15 protein-coding genes are annotated in these 17,540 nt (G+C 70.6%); all 15 read left to right on the top strand.

The window, feature by feature from the left end; genetic code table 11:
• The 15 genes from ftsL to QQS16_RS13215 all read left to right on the top strand — a co-directional run bounded on the left by ftsL (position 1) and on the right by QQS16_RS13215 (position 17,009).
• On the top strand, positions 1 to 573 hold the full coding sequence (ftsL, locus tag QQS16_RS13285; RefSeq protein ID WP_286061852.1) for a cell division protein FtsL: 573 nt from the start codon (positions 1 to 3) through the stop codon (positions 571 to 573).
• A gap of 5 nt (positions 574 to 578) precedes the next feature.
• A complete protein-coding gene (locus QQS16_RS13280) occupies positions 579 to 2,558 on the top strand; it encodes a peptidoglycan D,D-transpeptidase FtsI family protein (RefSeq protein WP_502963783.1) in 1,980 nt (659 codons plus the stop codon).
• 184 nt (positions 2,559 to 2,742) lie between these two features.
• A complete protein-coding gene (locus QQS16_RS13275; protein ID WP_286061850.1) occupies positions 2,743 to 4,263 on the top strand; it encodes a UDP-N-acetylmuramoyl-L-alanyl-D-glutamate--2,6-diaminopimelate ligase in 1,521 nt (506 codons plus the stop codon).
• Positions 4,264 to 4,267: 4 nt separating this feature from the next.
• A complete protein-coding gene (locus QQS16_RS13270; protein ID WP_286061849.1) occupies positions 4,268 to 5,674 on the top strand; it encodes a UDP-N-acetylmuramoyl-tripeptide--D-alanyl-D-alanine ligase in 1,407 nt (468 codons plus the stop codon).
• Positions 5,674 to 6,765, top strand: a complete 1,092-nt coding sequence (gene mraY, locus QQS16_RS13265) for a phospho-N-acetylmuramoyl-pentapeptide-transferase (protein ID WP_286066310.1) — start codon at positions 5,674 to 5,676, stop codon at positions 6,763 to 6,765. Before QQS16_RS13270 ends, mraY begins: the two co-directional genes overlap by 1 nt.
• A complete protein-coding gene (murD, locus tag QQS16_RS13260; RefSeq protein ID WP_286061848.1) occupies positions 6,747 to 8,171 on the top strand; it encodes a UDP-N-acetylmuramoyl-L-alanine--D-glutamate ligase in 1,425 nt (474 codons plus the stop codon). Before mraY ends, murD begins: the two co-directional genes overlap by 19 nt.
• A 91-nt stretch (positions 8,172 to 8,262) precedes the next feature.
• On the top strand, positions 8,263 to 9,618 hold the full coding sequence (ftsW, locus tag QQS16_RS13255) for a putative lipid II flippase FtsW (protein WP_286061847.1): 1,356 nt from the start codon (positions 8,263 to 8,265) through the stop codon (positions 9,616 to 9,618).
• Between the two features lie 6 nt (positions 9,619 to 9,624).
• A complete protein-coding gene (murG, locus tag QQS16_RS13250) occupies positions 9,625 to 10,722 on the top strand; it encodes an undecaprenyldiphospho-muramoylpentapeptide beta-N-acetylglucosaminyltransferase (RefSeq protein ID WP_286061846.1) in 1,098 nt (365 codons plus the stop codon).
• Between the two features lie 118 nt (positions 10,723 to 10,840).
• Positions 10,841 to 11,635, top strand: a complete 795-nt coding sequence (gene ftsQ, locus QQS16_RS13245) for a cell division protein FtsQ (protein WP_286061845.1) — start codon at positions 10,841 to 10,843, stop codon at positions 11,633 to 11,635.
• A 283-nt stretch (positions 11,636 to 11,918) separates the two neighbouring features.
• Positions 11,919 to 13,115 carry a cell division protein FtsZ gene (ftsZ, locus tag QQS16_RS13240; RefSeq protein WP_286061844.1) on the top strand — a complete coding sequence of 399 codons (1,197 nt, stop codon included), beginning with the start codon at positions 11,919 to 11,921 and terminating at the stop codon, positions 13,113 to 13,115.
• A complete protein-coding gene (pgeF, locus tag QQS16_RS13235) occupies positions 13,112 to 13,840 on the top strand; it encodes a peptidoglycan editing factor PgeF (RefSeq protein ID WP_286061843.1) in 729 nt (242 codons plus the stop codon). The genes ftsZ and pgeF overlap by 4 nt, the downstream gene beginning before the upstream one ends.
• Before the next feature lie 6 nt (positions 13,841 to 13,846).
• A complete protein-coding gene (locus tag QQS16_RS13230; protein ID WP_286061842.1) occupies positions 13,847 to 14,566 on the top strand; it encodes a YggS family pyridoxal phosphate-dependent enzyme in 720 nt (239 codons plus the stop codon).
• A gap of 129 nt (positions 14,567 to 14,695) precedes the next feature.
• Complete coding sequence (locus QQS16_RS13225) at positions 14,696 to 15,355, top strand: cell division protein SepF (RefSeq protein WP_286061841.1); 660 nt, start codon at positions 14,696 to 14,698, stop codon at positions 15,353 to 15,355.
• 72 nt (positions 15,356 to 15,427) lie between these two features.
• Positions 15,428 to 15,718 (top strand): YggT family protein, encoded by a 291-nt coding sequence (locus QQS16_RS13220; protein ID WP_286061840.1) that lies wholly within the window; start codon positions 15,428 to 15,430, stop codon positions 15,716 to 15,718.
• Between the two features lie 52 nt (positions 15,719 to 15,770).
• A complete protein-coding gene (locus QQS16_RS13215) occupies positions 15,771 to 17,009 on the top strand; it encodes a DivIVA domain-containing protein (RefSeq protein WP_286061839.1) in 1,239 nt (412 codons plus the stop codon).
• The last annotated feature ends 531 nt before the right edge of the window (positions 17,010 to 17,540 follow it).

The following is a 17,540-nucleotide window of genomic DNA, read 5'->3' as shown; positions in this document are numbered from 1 at the left end:
GTGAGCAGGAAACCTCAGCTGAGGGGGCGGGCGGCCCGGCTGGCGCGGCTCTTCCCCACCGCGACGGGCCCGGCCCACGCGGCCCGTACCCCGTTCGTCCTGCTGGTCGTCCTGCTTCTCGGTGGCGGACTGATCGGCCTCCTGGTGCTGAACTCCGCGCTCAGCGAGGGCTCGTTCAAGCTGGACGACCTCCAGCAGGAGACCAAGAGTCTCACCGACGAGGAACAGGCGCTCCAGCGGGACATCGACGCCTACTCGGCCCCCGAAGCCCTCCAGCGCCGCGCCCGCGAGCTGGGCATGGTGCCCGGCGGCGACCCGGCCTTCCTCGGCCCGGACGGCACCGTCAGGGGTGTCCCCTCACCGGCGAGCGGCCTGGAGCCGGCCTCCGCGCACCACCCGCTGGTCCTCGCCCCCGAGGCGATGGTCGACGGAGCCGGCCCGCCCACGGTGCCCAGCCCGACCCCGACCCCCACCGCACCGGCCGCCGTGCCCGCCCCGCCCGTGCCCACCTCGTCCGCCCCCGCCCCGTCCGCTCCTCAGCCCTCCACCACCACCACGACCTTCGGCAGGTGACGGAAGTGTCCGACAGGGAACCGCCGCGCCGCCGCGTGCCCCGGCCCGCACGCCCCGAGCGCTCCGCCCGCCCCGAGGGCCGGCGGAGCCCGGGTCCCGGTGCCCGTCCGGCCCGCAGTCCGGCCCGCCGCCCGGCCCCGGGCCGCCCCCCGGCCCCCAGCGCCCTGCGGCTGGGCAGCCCCCGCCCCCGGCTGCGCATGGTCGGCGTGACGCTGACCCTGGTCCTGATCGCCTTCGTCGTCCGGCTGCTCCAGGTGCAGGCCGTCGACGCGAGCACGTACGCCGCCAAGGCCGAGCGGAACCGGTATGTCGGCTACACCCTGGCCGCCGAGCGCGGCGGGATCACCGACCGGGCCGGCGTGGCCCTGGCCACCAGCGTGGACGCGTACACCATCACCGCCGATCCCACGCTGTTCACCCGCGAGGAGCTGAAGGTCGACGACGGACCCGAGCAGGCGGCCGCCCTCCTCGCGCCCATCCTCGGCGAGGACCAGGACACGATCGTCGGGAAGCTCAGGCCCGCCGACCGGAACCTGCGCTACGTCGTGCTCGCCCACCGCCAGACCCCGCAGGTCTGGAAGCAGATCAAGGACCTCAAGACCGCGCTGGCCACCAAGGCCGAGACCGACCCGGACACGGTCAACGCCCTCGCAGGCGTCCTCGCCGTGCCCACCACCAAGCGCGTGTACCCGAACGGCGATCTCGCCGCCGGGATACTGGGCTGGGTCGACGCCGAGGGCAAGGGCGCCGGCGGGGTCGAGCAGCAGCTGAACGGTCTGCTGGCCGGCAAGGACGGCAAGATCCGGTACGCCCAGGCCGGCGGCCGGCAGGTGCCCACCGTGGGGTCCACCGAGACCCCCGCCGTGCCCGGCAGCGATGTCGAGCTCACCATCGACCGCGACATCCAGTGGGCCGCGCAGAACGCCATCGCCGAGCAGGTCAAGAAGTCCCGGGCGGACCGCGGCTACGTGATCGTGCAGGACACGCGGACCGGCCAGATCCTCGCCATGGCCAACTCGCCCGGCTTCGACCCGAACGACCTGTCCAAGGCCAGCTCGGTGAACATGGGCAACGCGGCCCTCCAGGACGCCTTCGAGCCCGGCTCCACCGCCAAGGTCATGTCGATGGCCGCCGTACTGGAGGAGAACGTGGCCACCCCGGCCACCCACGTCGTGGTGCCCAACCGGCTGCACCGCGGCGACCGGCTGTTCAAGGACGACATCGACCACCCGACCTGGTACCTCACGCTCAACGGCGTGCTCGCCAAGTCCAGCAACATCGGCACGATCCTGGCGACCGGCCAGCTCGGCAGGACCCAGGACCGGGCCAACCAGGTCCTCCACTCGTACCTGCGCAAGTTCGGCATCGGCGGCTACACCGGGCTCGGCTTCCCCGGCGAGACGAAGGGCATCCTCGCGGCGCCCGGCGACTGGTCGACCTCGCAGCAGTACACGATCCCTTTCGGCCAGGGCGTGTCCCTCAACGCGATGCAGGCGGCCTCCGTCTACTCGACCATCGCCAACGGCGGCGTACGCGTCGAACCCACGCTCGTGCGCGGCACCAAGGGCCCCGACGGACGCTTCACCCCCGCCGCGAAGCCCAAGGAGACAAGGGTCATCAGCGCGAAGACGGCCAAGACCCTCGCCCGGATGCTGGAGTCCGTGGTGGACGACGAGGAGGGCACCGGCACCAAGGCACGCATCCCCGGCTACCGGGTCGCGGGCAAGACGGGTACGGCCAACCGCGTGGATCCGGCCACCGGCAAGTACCAGGGCTACACCTCCTCGTTCGCCGGCTTCGCGCCCGCCGACAAGCCCCGGATCACTGTCTACTGCGCCATCCAGAACGCCACCGAGGGCAGCTACTTCGGCGGCCAGATCTGCGGTCCCGTCCACAAGGAGGTCATGGAGTTCGCCCTGAAGACCCTCCAGGTCCCGCCCACCGGCACCAAGCCCGCCAGCCTCCCGGTCACCTACAAACCCTGACCAGCAGGGACCCCGCCCCGATCAGCACCGAGCACCCAGGAACCACCTCGTGACAACGACCAGCCCCGATCCCGGGAACCAGGGAACGCCCAGCCCCTCACTTCGCTCCCAGGCGGGTGGGCCCGGTACGCTCACCGCCGTGCCACACGCTGATCAGTCCCAAACCACCCAGAAGGGCGCACCCGTGACATATCCGGGGCCGCCCAGGCCGGTCCAGGTCTCCGCCACACCCCTCGCGGAACTCGCCGATCAGCTGGGTCTCACCGCACCGCGGAGCGCCGCCGAGATCACGGGCATCACCCACGACTCGCGCGCCGTCCGCCCCGGTGACCTGTACGCCGCCCTCCCGGGCGCCCGCCTGCACGGCGCCGACTTCGTCACCCAGGCCACGGGCCTCGGGGCGGTCGCCGTGCTGACCGACCCGACCGGCGCCGAGCGCGCCGCGGCGACCGGCCTCCCGGTCCTGGTCGTCGACGACCCGCGCGCGGAGATGGGCGAACTGGCGGCCACCATCTACGGCCACCCGGGCCCCGAGCTGCTCCAGATCGGCATCACCGGCACCTCCGGCAAGACCACCACCGCCTATCTCGTCGAGGGCGGCCTGCGGACGGCGAGGTCCACCGGGCTGATCGGCACGGTGGAGACCCGTATCGGCGACGAGCGCATCAAGTCCGAACGCACCACCCCCGAAGCCACCGACCTCCAGGCCCTGTTCGCCGTCATGCGCGAGCGCGGGGTCGAGGCGGTCGCCATGGAGGTCTCCAGCCACGCCCTCGTCCTCGGGCGGGTCGACGGCTGTGTGTTCGACATCGGTGTCTTCACCAACCTCAGCCCGGAGCACATGGAGTTCCACTCCGGCATGGAGGACTACTTCCAGGCCAAGGCCCAGCTGTTCACACCGCGCCGCAGCCGGCTCGGTGTCGTCAACCACGACGACGAGTACGGGCGCAGACTGGTCAAGGAAGCCACCGTCCCCGTCGTCACCTTCTCCGCCGAGGGCCACCCGGACGCCGACTGGCGGGCGACGGACGTCCAAGTCGGTCCGCTGGACTCGACGTTCACCGTGATCGGTCCCAAGGGGGAGCGGATCACGGCCAGGTCGCCGCTCGCCGGGCCGTTCAACGTGGCCAACACCCTCGCCGCGATCGTCGCCCTCGCCGCCGCCGGTCTCGACCCGCAGACCGCGGCCGACGGCATCGCCGCGGTCCCGGGCGTGCCCGGGCGCCTGGAGCGGGTGGACGCCGGACAGCCGTATCTCGCGGTCGTCGACTACGCCCACAAGACGGACGCCGTCGAATCGGTCCTGCGCGCCCTGCGCAAGGTCACCGAGGGCAGCCTGCACGTCGTGCTCGGCTGCGGCGGCGACCGGGACAGGACCAAGCGGATGCCGATGGGGGCCGCCGTGGCCCGGCTCGCCGACACGGCCGTCCTGACCTCCGACAACCCCCGCTCCGAGGATCCCCTCGCGATCCTCGCGACCATGCTCCAGGGCGCGGCGTCCGTACCGGCGCACGAGCGCGGCGAGGTCCAGGTCTTCGAGGACCGGGCCGCCGCGATCGCCGCCGCCGTGGCCCGCGCGCAGCCGGGCGACACCGTGCTGGTCGCGGGCAAGGGCCACGAGCAGGGCCAGGACATCGCCGGAGTGGTCCGTCCCTTCGACGACCGCCAGGTGCTTCGCGAAGCTATCCAGAAGACCCAGGGATGAACTTGTGATCGCCCTCTCTCTCGCCGAGATCGCCTCAGTCGTCGGCGGGCAGACGCACGACATACCGGATCCGTCGGTCCAGGTCACCGGACCGGTCGTCCGGGACTCCCGCGAGGCCGGGCCCGGCACCCTCTTCGTCGCCTTCGCCGGCGAGCGCGTGGACGGCCACGACTTCGCCCGGGCGGTCGTCCAGGCGGGCGCGGTGGCCGTCCTGGCCGCACGGCCCGTCGGCGTGCCCGCCATCGTCGTCGAGGACGTCCAGACGGCCCTCGGCGCCCTCGCCCGCCATGTCGTACGACGGCTCGGCGCGACCCTGGTCGCCCTGACCGGCTCCGCGGGCAAGACCAGCACCAAGGACCTGATCGCGCAGGTCCTCCAGCGCAGGGCGCCGACGGTGTGGACGCCCGGCTCGCTCAACAACGAGATCGGGCTGCCGCTGACCGCCCTGTCCGCCACCGAGGAGACCAGGTTCCTCGTGCTGGAGATGGGCGCCCGCGGCATCGGCCACATCCGCTACCTCGCCGGTCTGACGCCCCCGAAGATCGGCCTCGTCCTCAACGTCGGCACCGCCCACATCGGCGAGTTCGGCGGCCGCGCCCAGATCGCGCAGGCCAAGGGCGAGCTGGTGGAGGCCCTTCCGGAGGACGGCACCGCGGTCCTCAACGCGGACGATCCCCTCGTACGGGCCATGGCCTCCCGAACGAAGGCGAAGGTGATCCTTTTCGGCGAGTCCGGCGAAGCGGACGTACGCGCCGAGAACGTGAGACTCACGGACAGCGGACAGCCCGCCTTCCTGCTTCACACACCCTCCGGTGCAAGCGAAGTGACCATGCGCCTGTACGGTGAGCACCACGTGTCGAACGCGCTCGCCGCGGCCGCCGTCGCCCACGAGCTGGGCATGTCCGCGGAAGAGATCGCCACCGCGCTCTCCGAGGCGGGCTCCCTCTCCCGCTGGCGTATGGAGGTCACCGAGCGCCCGGACGGCGTGACGGTCGTCAACGACGCCTACAACGCGAACCCCGAGTCCATGCGAGCGGCTTTGCGCGCGCTCGCGGCCATGGGCAAGGGGCGCCGTACGTGGGCGGTGCTCGGCAAGATGGCCGAGCTCGGGGACGAGTCGCTCGCCGAGCACGACGCGGTCGGACGGCTCGCCGTCCGGCTCAACGTCAGCAAGCTCGTCGCGGTCGGGGGCAGGGAAGCGTCCTGGCTCCAACTGGGCGCATATAACGAGGGTTCGTGGGGTGAGGAGTCGGTGCACGTGTCCGACGCACAGGCGGCGGTCGACCTGTTGCGCAGCGAGTTGCGCCCGGGAGACGTCGTACTCGTGAAGGCGTCCCGTTCGGTCGGACTCGAGAGCGTGGCGCAGGCGCTCGTCGAGACCGGGGCCGAGGGTGAGGTTGCCGCCCGATGATGAAGCAGATCCTGTTCGCGGGAGTCATTGGCCTCTTCCTGACCCTGGTCGGCACTCCGCTGCTGATCAAGCTTCTGGCCCGCAAGGGCTACGGCCAGTACATCCGCGACGACGGCCCGCGCACGCACGGCAGCAAGCGCGGTACGCCGACCATGGGTGGTATCGCCTTCATCTTCGCGACGGTCGCCGCGTACTTCCTGTCCAAGCTGATCACCACCTGGACCACCGAGGACGTCTCGGCCACGCCCACCTTCTCGGGTCTGCTGGTGCTGGGCCTGATGGTCGGCATGGGCCTGGTCGGCTTCCTCGACGACTACATCAAGATCGTCAAACGGCGTTCGCTCGGCCTGCGGGCCAAGGCGAAGATGGCCGGCCAGCTGATCGTCGGCATCACCTTCGCGGTGCTCTCCCTGCAGTTCGCCGACTCCCGCGGGCAGACGCCGGCCTCCACCAAGCTGTCCTTCATCACGGACTTCGGCTGGTCGATCGGCCCGGTGCTGTTCGTCGTCTGGGCGCTGTTCATGATCCTCGCGATGTCGAACGGCGTGAACCTGACCGACGGTCTGGACGGCCTCGCCACCGGCGCCTCCGTCCTCGTCTTCGGCGCCTACACCTTCATCGGCGTCTGGCAGTTCCAGGAGTCCTGTGCCAACGGCGAGACCCTGACCAATCCGGGCGCCTGCTACGAGGTGCGTGACCCGCTCGACCTCGCCGTCGTCGCCTCCGCGCTGATGGGCGCCTGCCTCGGCTTCCTGTGGTGGAACACCTCGCCCGCCAAGATCTTCATGGGCGACACCGGTTCGCTCGCGCTCGGCGGTGTGCTCGCCGGCCTCGCGATCTGCTCCCGCACCGAGCTGCTGCTCGCGCTGCTGGGCGGCCTGTTCGTGCTCATCACCATGTCGGTCGTCATCCAGGTCGGTTCCTTCCGGATGACCGGCAAGCGCGTCTTCCGCATGGCACCGCTCCAGCACCACTTCGAACTCAAGGGGTGGTCCGAGGTCCTTGTCGTGGTCCGCTTCTGGATCATCCAGGGCATCTGTGTGATCGTCGGGCTGGGCCTCTTCTACGCGGGATGGGCGGCGGAGAAGTGACCGACTGGCAGGGCAGGCGCGTCACCGTCGCCGGACTCGGCGTCTCCGGGGTCCCGGCGGCCAAGGTGCTGCACGCCCGTGGCGCCGTCGTCACGGTCGTCAACGACGGCGACGACGAACGGGCCCGTGCCCAGGCCGCCGAACTGGAGGCCCTCGGCGTCACGGTGCGCCTCGGCGACGGCGCCACCCTGCCGGAGGGCACCGAACTCGTCGTCACCGCGCCCGGCTGGAAGCCGGACAAGCCGCTGTTCACCGCCGCCGACCAGGCAGGCGTCCCCGTCTGGGGCGACGTCGAGCTGGCCTGGCGCCTGCGCGGCCCCGACGCGGCCCCCTGGCTGGCCGTCACGGGCACCAACGGCAAGACCACCACCGTGCAGATGCTCGCCTCCATCCTCAGGGCGGCGGGCCTGCGCACCGCGGCCGTCGGCAACATCGGCGTCTCACTGCTGGACGCGGTGCTCGGCGACGAGCCGTACGACGTCCTGGCCGTGGAGCTGTCGAGCTATCAGCTGCACTGGGCGCCCTCCCTGCGCGCCCACTCCGCCGCCGTCCTGAACCTGGCACCCGACCACCTCGACTGGCACGGCTCCATGGAGGCGTACGCCGCCGACAAGGGCCGCGTCTACGAGGGCAATCAGGTCGCCTGCGTCTACAACGTCGCCGACAAGGCCACCGAGGACCTGGTGCGCGCGGCCGACGTCGAGGAGGGCTGCCGGGCCGTCGGCTTCACCCTGGGCACCCCCGGACCGTCCCAACTCGGCGTGGTGGAGGGCATCCTGGTCGACCGCGCCTTCGTGGCCGACCGGCAGAAGAACGCCCAGGAACTGGCGGAGGTCTCCGACGTCCGCCCGCCGGCCCCGCACAACATCGCCAACGCCCTTGCGGCGGCGGCCCTCGCCCGCGCCTACGGGGTGCCCGCGACGGCCGTCCGGGACGGCCTGCGGGCCTTCACCCCGGACGCCCACCGCATCGCGCACGTCGCCGACGTGGACGGGGTCGCCTACGTCGACGACTCCAAGGCCACCAACACCCACGCGGCCGAGGCCTCGTTGGCGGCGTACGAGTCGATCGTGTGGATCGCGGGCGGTCTGGCGAAGGGCGCGACCTTCGACGAACTGGTCGTCAGGTCGGCGAAGCGGCTGCGCGGGGCCGTCCTGATCGGCGCGGACCGCGCCCTGATCCGGGAAGCCCTCGCGCGACACGCCCCGGAAGTACCCGTCGTCGACCTCGACCGGACCGACACTGGGGCGATGCTCCAGGCAGTCCGGGAGGCACGGCGGCTCGCGTCCGAGGGCGACACTGTACTGCTGGCCCCGGCCTGTGCCTCCATGGACATGTTCGCCAACTACAACAAGCGCGGTGACGCGTTCGCGGACGCGGTTCGCGAACTCGGCACGGGCACCTGACGGCGGGCCTCGGCCACGGCGGGTGCATCGGGACCCTTGGAGGGACGCGTGACTCGGATGTGGCCCGGGCTCGACCGGGCGGGAGACGCCGATGCCCGGTAGCCGTACCGGGCGGCCGCCCGTGCAGCGGGCGGTCCGGCGCCCCGCGACTCCTCGCGCACCGCGCGAGAACCCGTTCCTGCGCCTGTACACGCGCGCCCGCCGCGCCTGGGACCGGCCGCTGACCGCCTACTACCTGATCCTCGGCGGCGCTTCGCTGATCACCGTGCTCGGTCTGGTCATGGTCTACTCGGCCTCTCAGATCACGGCGTTGCAGATGTCGCTGCCGGGCTCCTACTTCTTCCGCAAGCAGCTCCTCGCGGCCGTCATCGGCGGGGTGCTGCTGCTGGCCGCCTCCCGGATGCCGGTGAAGCTGCACCGGGCGCTGGCCTATCCGATCCTGGCGGGCGCGGTGTTCCTGATGGTCCTGGTACAGGTGCCGGGGATAGGGATGTCGGTCAACGGCAACCAGAACTGGATCTCGCTCGGCGGCTCCTTCCAGATCCAGCCCAGCGAGTTCGGCAAGCTGGCGCTGGTCCTGTGGGGCGCCGACCTGCTGGCCCGCAAGCAGGACAAGAAGCTGCTGACCCAGTGGAAGCACATGCTCGTGCCGCTCGTGCCGGTCGCCTTCATGCTGCTCGGGCTGATCATGCTCGGCGGCGACATGGGCACGGCGATCATCCTGACGGCGATCCTGTTCGGCCTGCTGTGGCTGGTGGGGGCGCCGACCCGGCTGTTCGTCGGGGTGCTGTCGATCGCGGCCACCCTCGGCGTGATCCTCATCCGGACCAGCCCCAACCGCATGGCCCGCCTCCAGTGCATCGGCGCCACCGAGCCCAAGTCCGGCGTGGCCGACTGCTGGCAGGCCGTGCACGGCATCTACGCCCTCGCCTCCGGCGGGCTCTTCGGTTCCGGGCTCGGGGCGAGCGTGGAAAAATGGGGCCAACTGCCGGAAGCCCACACAGACTTCATCTTCGCCGTGACCGGTGAGGAACTGGGCCTCGCGGGCACGCTGTCGGTGCTCGCCCTCTTCGCGGCCCTAGGCTATGCGGGTATCCGCGTGGCCGGACGCACGGAGGACCCCTTCGTGAGGTATGCCGCGGGAGGTGTGACCACCTGGATCATCGCTCAGGCGGTGATCAACATCGGTGCGGTGCTCGGTCTGCTGCCGATCGCCGGCGTCCCCCTCCCGCTGTTCTCCTACGGGGGCTCCGCCCTGCTGCCGACCATGTTCGCCATCGGGTTGCTGATCGCCTTCGCGCGTGAGGATCCCGCTGCGCGGATGGCGCTTTCTCTGCGGCAACCCCGCTTTGGTAGAAAGCGGGCGGGAGGCCCTGTGCGGGGGTCTCGGAGATGGAACACGATGAGACGGCGTGCCTCGGCGGCGCGTTCGTCCGGAGAGCGGTGAATTTCGGTGCATGTCGTACTCGCCGGCGGGGGGACCGCCGGCCACATCGAGCCAGCGCTCGCCCTCGCGGACGCCCTGCGCAGGCAGGACCCGACCGTGGGAATCACGGCCCTGGGCACGGAGCGCGGCCTGGAGACCCGTCTCGTACCGGAGCGGGGCTATGACCTCGCGCTGATCCCCGCGGTGCCACTGCCCCGCAAGCCCACTCCCGAGCTGATCACCGTCCCGGGCCGGCTGCGCGGCACGATCAAGGCGGCCGAGCAGATCCTGGAGCGCACCAAGGCGGACGCCGTCGTCGGCTTCGGCGGCTATGTGGCCCTGCCGGGCTACCTCGCGGCCAAGCGCCTCGGCGTGCCGATCGTCATCCACGAGGCCAACGCCCGTCCCGGCCTCGCCAACAAGATCGGCTCGCGGTACGCCGCCAAGGTCGCGGTGTCCACGCCGGACAGCAAGCTGCGGGACGCCCGTTACATCGGCATCCCGCTGCGCCGCACCATCGCCACCCTCGACCGGGCGGCCATGCGTCCGCAGGCCCGCGCCGCCTTCGGGCTGGACCCGAACCTGCCGACGCTGCTGGTCTCCGGCGGCTCGCAGGGCGCGCGCCGGCTCAACGAGGTGGTCCAGCAGGTGGCTCCCTACCTCCAGCAGGCCGGGATCCAGATCCTGCACGCGGTCGGCCCGAAGAACGAACTGCCGCAGGTGCACCAGATGCCGGGGATGCCCCCGTACATCCCGGTACCGTACGTGGACCGGATGGATCTCGCGTACGCCGCGGCCGACATGATGCTCTGCCGCGCGGGCGCGATGACCGTCGCCGAACTCTCCGCCGTCGGGCTCCCGGCCGCCTATGTCCCGCTGCCCATCGGCAACGGCGAACAGCGGCTCAACGCCCAGCCGGTGGTCAAGGCCGGCGGCGGACTGCTGGTCGACGACGCGGAACTGACGCCCCAGTGGGTGCAGCAGAACGTCCTGCCCGTGCTCGCCGACCCGCACCGGCTGTACGAGATGTCCCGCGCCGCCGCCGAGTTCGGCCGCCGGGACGCCGACGACCTGCTCGTCGCCATGGTGTACGAGGCGATCGCCGCCCACCGTGCACACCGCTAGCAAACGCATCGGCGGGTGAGCCGAAGAGGCGCGCCGGTGTCGGGAGGCCGAGCACGGTCGGGCTCTCGGCACCGGCTGACGCGCCCGGAGGTGAACCGGGCCAGGAAAAGGAGCGCGCGTGGCCGGATCGACGACCGCCGAGCGCGGTGAACGCCGGCAGGAGTCGTCCGGCCCGCCGCCCGCCCGGAAGTTCACTCCGCCCCGACTTCGTACGATCATCATCCTCGCCGTCGCGCTGGTGCTCCTGGCGACGGGATCCGTCTGGCTGCTGTACGGCTCGCAGTGGCTCCGGGTGGAGCGCGTATCGGTTTCCGGGACACGGGTCCTGACGTCCGCGCAGGTGCGCGAGGCGGCCGACGTACCGGTCGGATCGCCGTTGATTTCCGTCGACACCGAGGTGATCGAGGCGCGTCTGCGCCGGAAATTGCCCCGAATTGACGCGGTTGACGTAGTGCGTTCCTGGCCGCACGGAATCAGGCTCAAAGTGGTCGAGCGCACTCCGGTTCTACTGGTTCAAAAGGACCGAAACTTTGTCGAAGTGGACGAGGAAGGTGTCCGGTTCGCCACGGTTTCGCGGGCCCCGAAAGGCGTTCCCGCACTGGAATTGACGCTCTCCCGGCCGGGTTCGCGGGCCGCGAGCCTGCGCCGTTTCGGCGAGGACCGGCTGGTGCGCGAGGCGGTCCGGGTGGCCGGTGCGATTCCGGCCGCCGTCGCCCGTGACACCCGCACCGTCAAGGTGCGTTCGTACGACGACATCTCCCTGGAGTTGGGCGGAGGCCGTACGGTCGCGTGGGGAAGCGGCGAGAAGGGGAGCGCGAAGGCCCGTACACTCACGGCTCTCATGAAAGCCTCTCCCGACGCGCGGCACTTCGACGTCAGTGTTCCCACGGCGCCTGCGTCATCAGGGAGTTGACGCACATCTGCGCAGGCCAGCACCCTGGTTGGGCAGCGCTATGGCTGATCACATAGGGTGAAAAGAAAAACGGGAGGTTCGGCGTGTTCGTTGAACGTGCGCCACTTGTCGACTTAGTGTCCTGTTCAGAAGACTCCAGGGAACAGACACACTGGTAACCCTAAACTTCAGGGTTAGGGTTCGGGTCGGCGCTACGGACCGTCCCATTCGGCATCTGTCGTCGGACCGCGGGTTCACACCCGCGAGGCGGCGGCAACGTAATTCGAGGCGAGAGGCCTTCGACGTGGCAGCACCGCAGAACTACCTCGCAGTCATCAAGGTCATCGGTGTCGGCGGCGGTGGTGTCAATGCCATCAACCGGATGATCGAAGTCGGTCTCAAGGGCGTCGAGTTCATCGCCATCAACACCGACGCACAGGCACTGTTGATGAGCGACGCCGACGTCAAGCTCGACGTCGGCCGCGAACTCACCCGCGGACTCGGCGCCGGAGCCAACCCGGCCGTCGGCCGCAAGGCCGCCGAGGACCACCGTGAGGAGATCGAGGAGGTCCTCAAGGGGGCCGACATGGTCTTCGTGACGGCCGGTGAGGGCGGCGGGACCGGCACCGGCGGCGCGCCCGTCGTGGCCAACATCGCCCGCTCGCTGGGCGCCCTCACCATCGGCGTCGTCACCCGCCCGTTCACCTTCGAGGGCCGGCGCCGGGCGAACCAGGCCGAGGACGGCATCGCCGAACTCCGCGAAGAGGTCGACACCCTCATCGTCATCCCGAACGACCGGCTGCTGTCCATCTCGGACCGCCAGGTCTCGGTCCTCGACGCCTTCAAGTCGGCGGACCAGGTCCTGCTCTCCGGTGTGCAGGGCATCACCGACCTGATCACCACGCCCGGTCTGATCAACCTCGACTTCGCCGACGTCAAGTCGGTCATGTCCGAGGCGGGTTCGGCCCTCATGGGCATCGGCTCGGCCCGCGGCGACGACCGCGCGGTGGCCGCGGCCGAGATGGCGATCTCCTCGCCTCTCCTGGAGGCGTCCATCGACGGCGCCCGGGGCGTACTGCTCTCCATCTCCGGCGGCTCCGACCTCGGCCTGTTCGAGATCAACGAGGCCGCCCAGCTGGTCAGCGAGGCGGCCCACCCCGAGGCCAACATCATCTTCGGCGCGGTCATCGACGACGCCCTCGGTGACGAGGTCCGGGTCACGGTGATCGCGGCCGGCTTCGACGGGGGCCAGCCGCCGTCCAAGCGGGACAACGTCCTCGGCTCGGCCTCGTCCTCGGCCCGCCGCGAGGAGCCCACTCCGGTGCGGCAGCCGGAGAGCCGACCGACCTTCGGCTCGCTCGGCAGCGTCACCCCGAAGGAGGAGCCGGAGCCCGCGCCGGAGCCGGTGGCCGACATTCCCGTCTCCCCGCCGGTCCCGCCGTCCCGGGCCTACACGGACAGCACGGCCGAGGAACTGGACGTGCCGGACTTCCTGAAGTGATAGGACAGCGCGACACCGTGAACGGCGCGCACTTCGCCTTCACCGACAGGTGGGGCGGGGTGAGCGCCGTTCCGTACGAGGAGCTCAACCTCGGCGGGGCGGTCGGCGACGACCCCGGAGCCGTACGGACCAACCGGGAACTGGCGGCGAAGTCGCTGGGGCTCGACCCCGATCGGGTGGTCTGGATGAACCAGGTGCACGGCGCCGATGTCGCCGAGGTCGACGGACCGTGGACCACCCGGCCCGCACCGGAGGTGGACGGTCTGGTGACCGCCGCCCGCGGTCTGGCGCTGGCCGTGCTGACCGCGGACTGCGTGCCGGTGCTGCTGGCCGACCCGGTCGCCGGAGTGGTGGCCGCCGCTCACGCGGGACGGCCCGGCCTGGTCAAGGGGATCGTGCCCGCAGCCGTCGACGCGATGGAGTCACTGGGTGCCGACCCCTCCCGGATCACCGCCCGCACCGGGCCCGCGGTCTGCGGCCGGTGCTACGAAGTGCCGGAACAGATGCGCGCCGAGGTGGCCGCGAACGAACCCGCCGCGCATGCCGAGACCAGCTGGGGCACGCCCTCGGTGGACGTCACCGCCGGAGTGCACGCGCAGCTGGAGCGGCTCGGCGTGCGCGACCGGGAGCAGTCGCCGGTGTGCACCCGGGAGTCGGAGGACCACTTCTCGTACCGCCGCGACCGGACCACGGGTCGGCTCGCGGGCTATGTCTGGCTGGACTGATGGGGCATGACGGACCGTAAGGGCGAACTCGCCACGAACCTGGCGAAGGTGGAGGCGCGGATCGCCGCCGCGTGCGCTTCCGCCGGGCGGAAGCGTGAGGAAGTGACCCTGATCGTGGTCACCAAGACGTATCCGGCGGACGATGTGCGGATCCTGGCGGACCTCGGGGTGCGGCACGTGGCCGAGAACCGGGACCAGGACGCGGCACCGAAGGCCGCCGCCTGCGCGGATCTGCCTCTTTCCTGGCACTTCGTCGGTCAGTTGCAGACCAACAAAGTGCGCTCCGTGGTCGGTTACGCGGATCTCGTGCAGTCCGTCGATCGATCCAAGCTGGTGACGGCGCTGTCCAGGGAGGCCGTGCGGGCCGGGCGCGAGGTGGGCTGTCTGATCCAGGTCGCCCTCGACGCGGGAGAGAACGAGCGGGGCGAGCGAGGTGGTGTGGCACCCGGCGGCATCGCGGAGTTGGCCGGCCTGGTCGCCGGCGCTCCGGGGCTGCGGCTCGACGGACTGATGACCGTCGCCCCGCTCACCGGGGAGTACGCGGGTCGCCAACAGGCGGCGTTCGAGCGGCTGATGGATTTGTCGACTGACCTGCGCCGAGCCCATCCGGCTGCGAACATGGTCTCGGCAGGGATGAGTGCGGACCTCGAACAGGCCGTGGCGGCCGGAGCGACACATGTGCGCGTCGGTACTGCGGTACTCGGAGTCCGCCCCAGGCTCGGGTAACGTCGCCAGGAAGTCGGACCACAGCAGAAAATATGGTCATTACCGCTGGACAGCGGGCATAACGACCTCGTGGATCGCGGGCACTTGGCAGTAGTCAGTCGATCCACCACAGAGCGGAGGACTCAGAGCATGGCCGGCGCGATGCGCAAGATGGCGGTCTACCTCGGCCTCGTGGAGGACGATGGGTACGACGGCCGCGGTTTTGACCCCGATGACGACTTCGAACCCGAACTGGATCCTGAGCCCGAGCGGGACCGCCGACGGCATGAGCCGTCGCACTCATCACACAACTCACACCAGTCCCATCAGGCACTTCAGTCTGAAAGGGACGAAGCGGTACGAGTGGTGCAGCCCCCGGTGGCGCGTGACCCGGTACCCCGATCCGCTTCGCTGGCCGCGGAATCCGGGCGTCCCGCGCGCATCGCGCCCGTGGCATCCATCACACAAGAACGCGCAAGCCTGGAGAAGAACGCACCGGTGATCATGCCCAAGGTCGTGTCGGAACGAGAGCCTTACCGGATCACCACGCTGCACCCCCGGACCTACAACGAGGCCCGTACCATCGGGGAACACTTCCGCGAGGGCACCCCTGTGATCATGAATCTGACTGAGATGGATGACACAGACGCCAAGCGACTTGTCGACTTTGCGGCCGGTTTGGTGTTTGGTCTTCACGGCAGCATCGAGCGGGTGACGCAGAAGGTGTTCCTGTTGTCGCCTGCTAACGTCGATGTCACGGCGGAGGACAAGGCCCGCATCGCAGAGGGCGGGTTCTTCAACCAGAGCTGAGACGCAGGACCGGAAACAGTAGGACAAGCAGTACCCGGCAGCACGGAACATGGGGAGAGGGAAGCACAGCAAATGAGCGTGGTTCTGGAGGTCGTCTACATCGCGCTGATGTGTTTCCTCATCGTGCTCATCTTCCGGTTGGTCATGGACTATGTCTTCCAGTTCGCCCGCTCGTGGCAACCCGGCAAGGCGATGGTGGTCGTTCTGGAGGCCACCTACACTGTCACCGACCCACCGCTCAAGCTTCTGCGGCGGGTCATCCCGCCGTTGCGTCTCGGGGGCGTGGCGCTCGACCTGTCCTTCTTCGTCCTGATGATCATCGTCTACATCCTGATCACCGTCGTGGGGAACCTCGCGGGGTGAGTGTGGACGATACGGTCTTGCCGACTGCCGATGACTACGTTGAGGTGAAGAGATGCCGTTGACCCCCGAGGACGTGCGGAACAAGCAGTTCACGACCGTCCGCCTCCGAGAAGGCTATGACGAGGACGAGGTCGATGCCTTCCTCGACGAGGTCGAAGCCGAACTGACTCGCCTGCTTCGCGAGAACGAGGACCTGCGCGCCAAGTTGGCCGCTGCCACGCGCGCTGCTGCCCAGAATCAGCAGAACATGCGCAAGCCTCCCGAACAGCCACAGGACCAGCAGCAGGGGATGCAGCAGCAGGGAATGCCGCAGCAGGGGCAGGGGATGCAGCAGCAGGGTATGCCCCAGCAGGGCATGCGAGGTCCCGGTGCTCCGGTGCCCGCCGGCATATCTGGCCCGCCGCAGCAGCAGATGGGTGGCCCCATGGGAGGCCCGCCCCAGCTGCCGAGCGGTGCGCCGCAGCTGCCCGCCGGTCCCAACGGTGGCCAGGGCGGCCCGCAGGGTCCCGGTCCGATGGGCCAGGGGCCCATGGGTCAGGGGCCGATGGGCCAGGGCTCGATGGGCCAGGGTCCGATGCAGGGGTCCATGCAGGGTTCCATGGGTGGTCAGCCCCCCATGCAGCAGCAGATGGGCGGCCCGATGGGTGGCCCCATGGGCGGTCCGATGGGCGGCCCCGGTCAGGGCCCCGGTGGCGACAGCGCCGCCCGTGTCCTCTCGCTGGCCCAGCAGACCGCCGACCAGGCGATCGCCGAGGCCCGTTCCGAGGCCAACAAGATCGTCGGTGAGGCGCGTTCGCGTGCCGAGGGTCTTGAGCGTGACGCACGTGCCAAGGCCGACGCCCTGGAGCGGGACGCGCAGGAGAAGCACCGCGTCGCGATGGGCTCGCTGGAGTCCGCTCGCGCCACGCTGGAGCGCAAGGTCGAGGACCTGCGCGGCTTCGAGCGCGAGTACCGCACGCGGCTGAAGTCCTACCTGGAGTCGCAGCTGCGTCAGCTGGAGACCCAGGCCGACGACTCGCTGGCCCCGCCGCGCGCTCCGGCGACCGCGTCGCTGCCGCCGTCCCCGGCGCCGTCCATGGCTCCGGCCGGTGCGAGCGCCCCGTCGTACGGCGGTGGCAACCAGGGCATGGGCGGTGGCCCTTCGCAGGGCGGCCCGTCCTACGGCGGACAGCAGCAGATGTCTCCGGCGATGACCCAGCCGATGGCGCCGGTACGGCCGCAGGGCCCGTCGCCGATGGGGCAGGCTCCCTCGCCGATGCGTGGCTTCCTCATCGACGAGGACGACAACTGACGGCCTCTAGTACGCCTTAGGCGTCGGCAGCGTTCAGGGCGGGGCCCCGGATTTTCGATCCGGGGCCCCGCCCTTTGGCATGCGGTGACCGGCGTGTCCGGGGGCGGCAGGAGCGTGCGCCGCACGGGTGCGGGACAGGCCCGGGGACACTGGCAGGCGGACAGGGAGTCGCTCTGCCGCCGGCGGGCGGGCAGGGGGCAAGGTTTGTACGCGCCTGCCCGGCGGCTGGTTGCCGGTGGAGGGGGAGCATCACGCGCCTGACAGCCGGGCTGCCGGCGGAGGCGGAGAACGGGGTCCCGGATGTGGGCGTCGGGGCGGAGGGAGCGTCGATCCCGGTGACGACGACGTGGGCGGGGTCTGCGAGGCCCGGCACGCGGCGCCGGTGCTGTGAGGGCGTCGACGGGTGTCGTGTGGCGGGAGATTCCGCGGCACCCGGTCCTGGGGCGTGGGCGCGCGGTCGCCGTCGCGAGGGGGCGCGTCGTCCGCGGGACACGTGTACGGCCGGGGGCTTCGCGAGGGCTTCACGGGGTT

The organism is Streptomyces sp. ALI-76-A, assembly GCF_030287445.1.
In the GTDB taxonomy this organism is placed as follows: Bacteria; Actinomycetota; Actinomycetes; order Streptomycetales; family Streptomycetaceae; genus Streptomyces.
This window is presented reverse-complemented; position numbering and strand designations above follow the sequence as displayed.

Excerpts from the sequence above, each read along its gene's own strand:
- mraY (WP_286066310.1), top strand. The coding sequence starts at position 5,674 with ATGAAGCAGATCCTGTTCGCGGGAGTCATTGGCCTCTTCCTGACCCTG.
- murD (WP_286061848.1), top strand. The coding sequence starts at position 6,747 with ATGGGCGGCGGAGAAGTGACCGACTGGCAGGGCAGGCGCGTCACCGTC.
- ftsW (WP_286061847.1), top strand. The coding sequence starts at position 8,263 with ATGCCCGGTAGCCGTACCGGGCGGCCGCCCGTGCAGCGGGCGGTCCGG.
- QQS16_RS13230 (WP_286061842.1), top strand. The coding sequence starts at position 13,847 with ATGACGGACCGTAAGGGCGAACTCGCCACGAACCTGGCGAAGGTGGAG.
- QQS16_RS13225 (WP_286061841.1), top strand. The coding sequence starts at position 14,696 with ATGGCCGGCGCGATGCGCAAGATGGCGGTCTACCTCGGCCTCGTGGAG.
- QQS16_RS13220 (WP_286061840.1), top strand. The coding sequence starts at position 15,428 with ATGAGCGTGGTTCTGGAGGTCGTCTACATCGCGCTGATGTGTTTCCTC.
- QQS16_RS13215 (WP_286061839.1), top strand. The coding sequence starts at position 15,771 with ATGCCGTTGACCCCCGAGGACGTGCGGAACAAGCAGTTCACGACCGTC.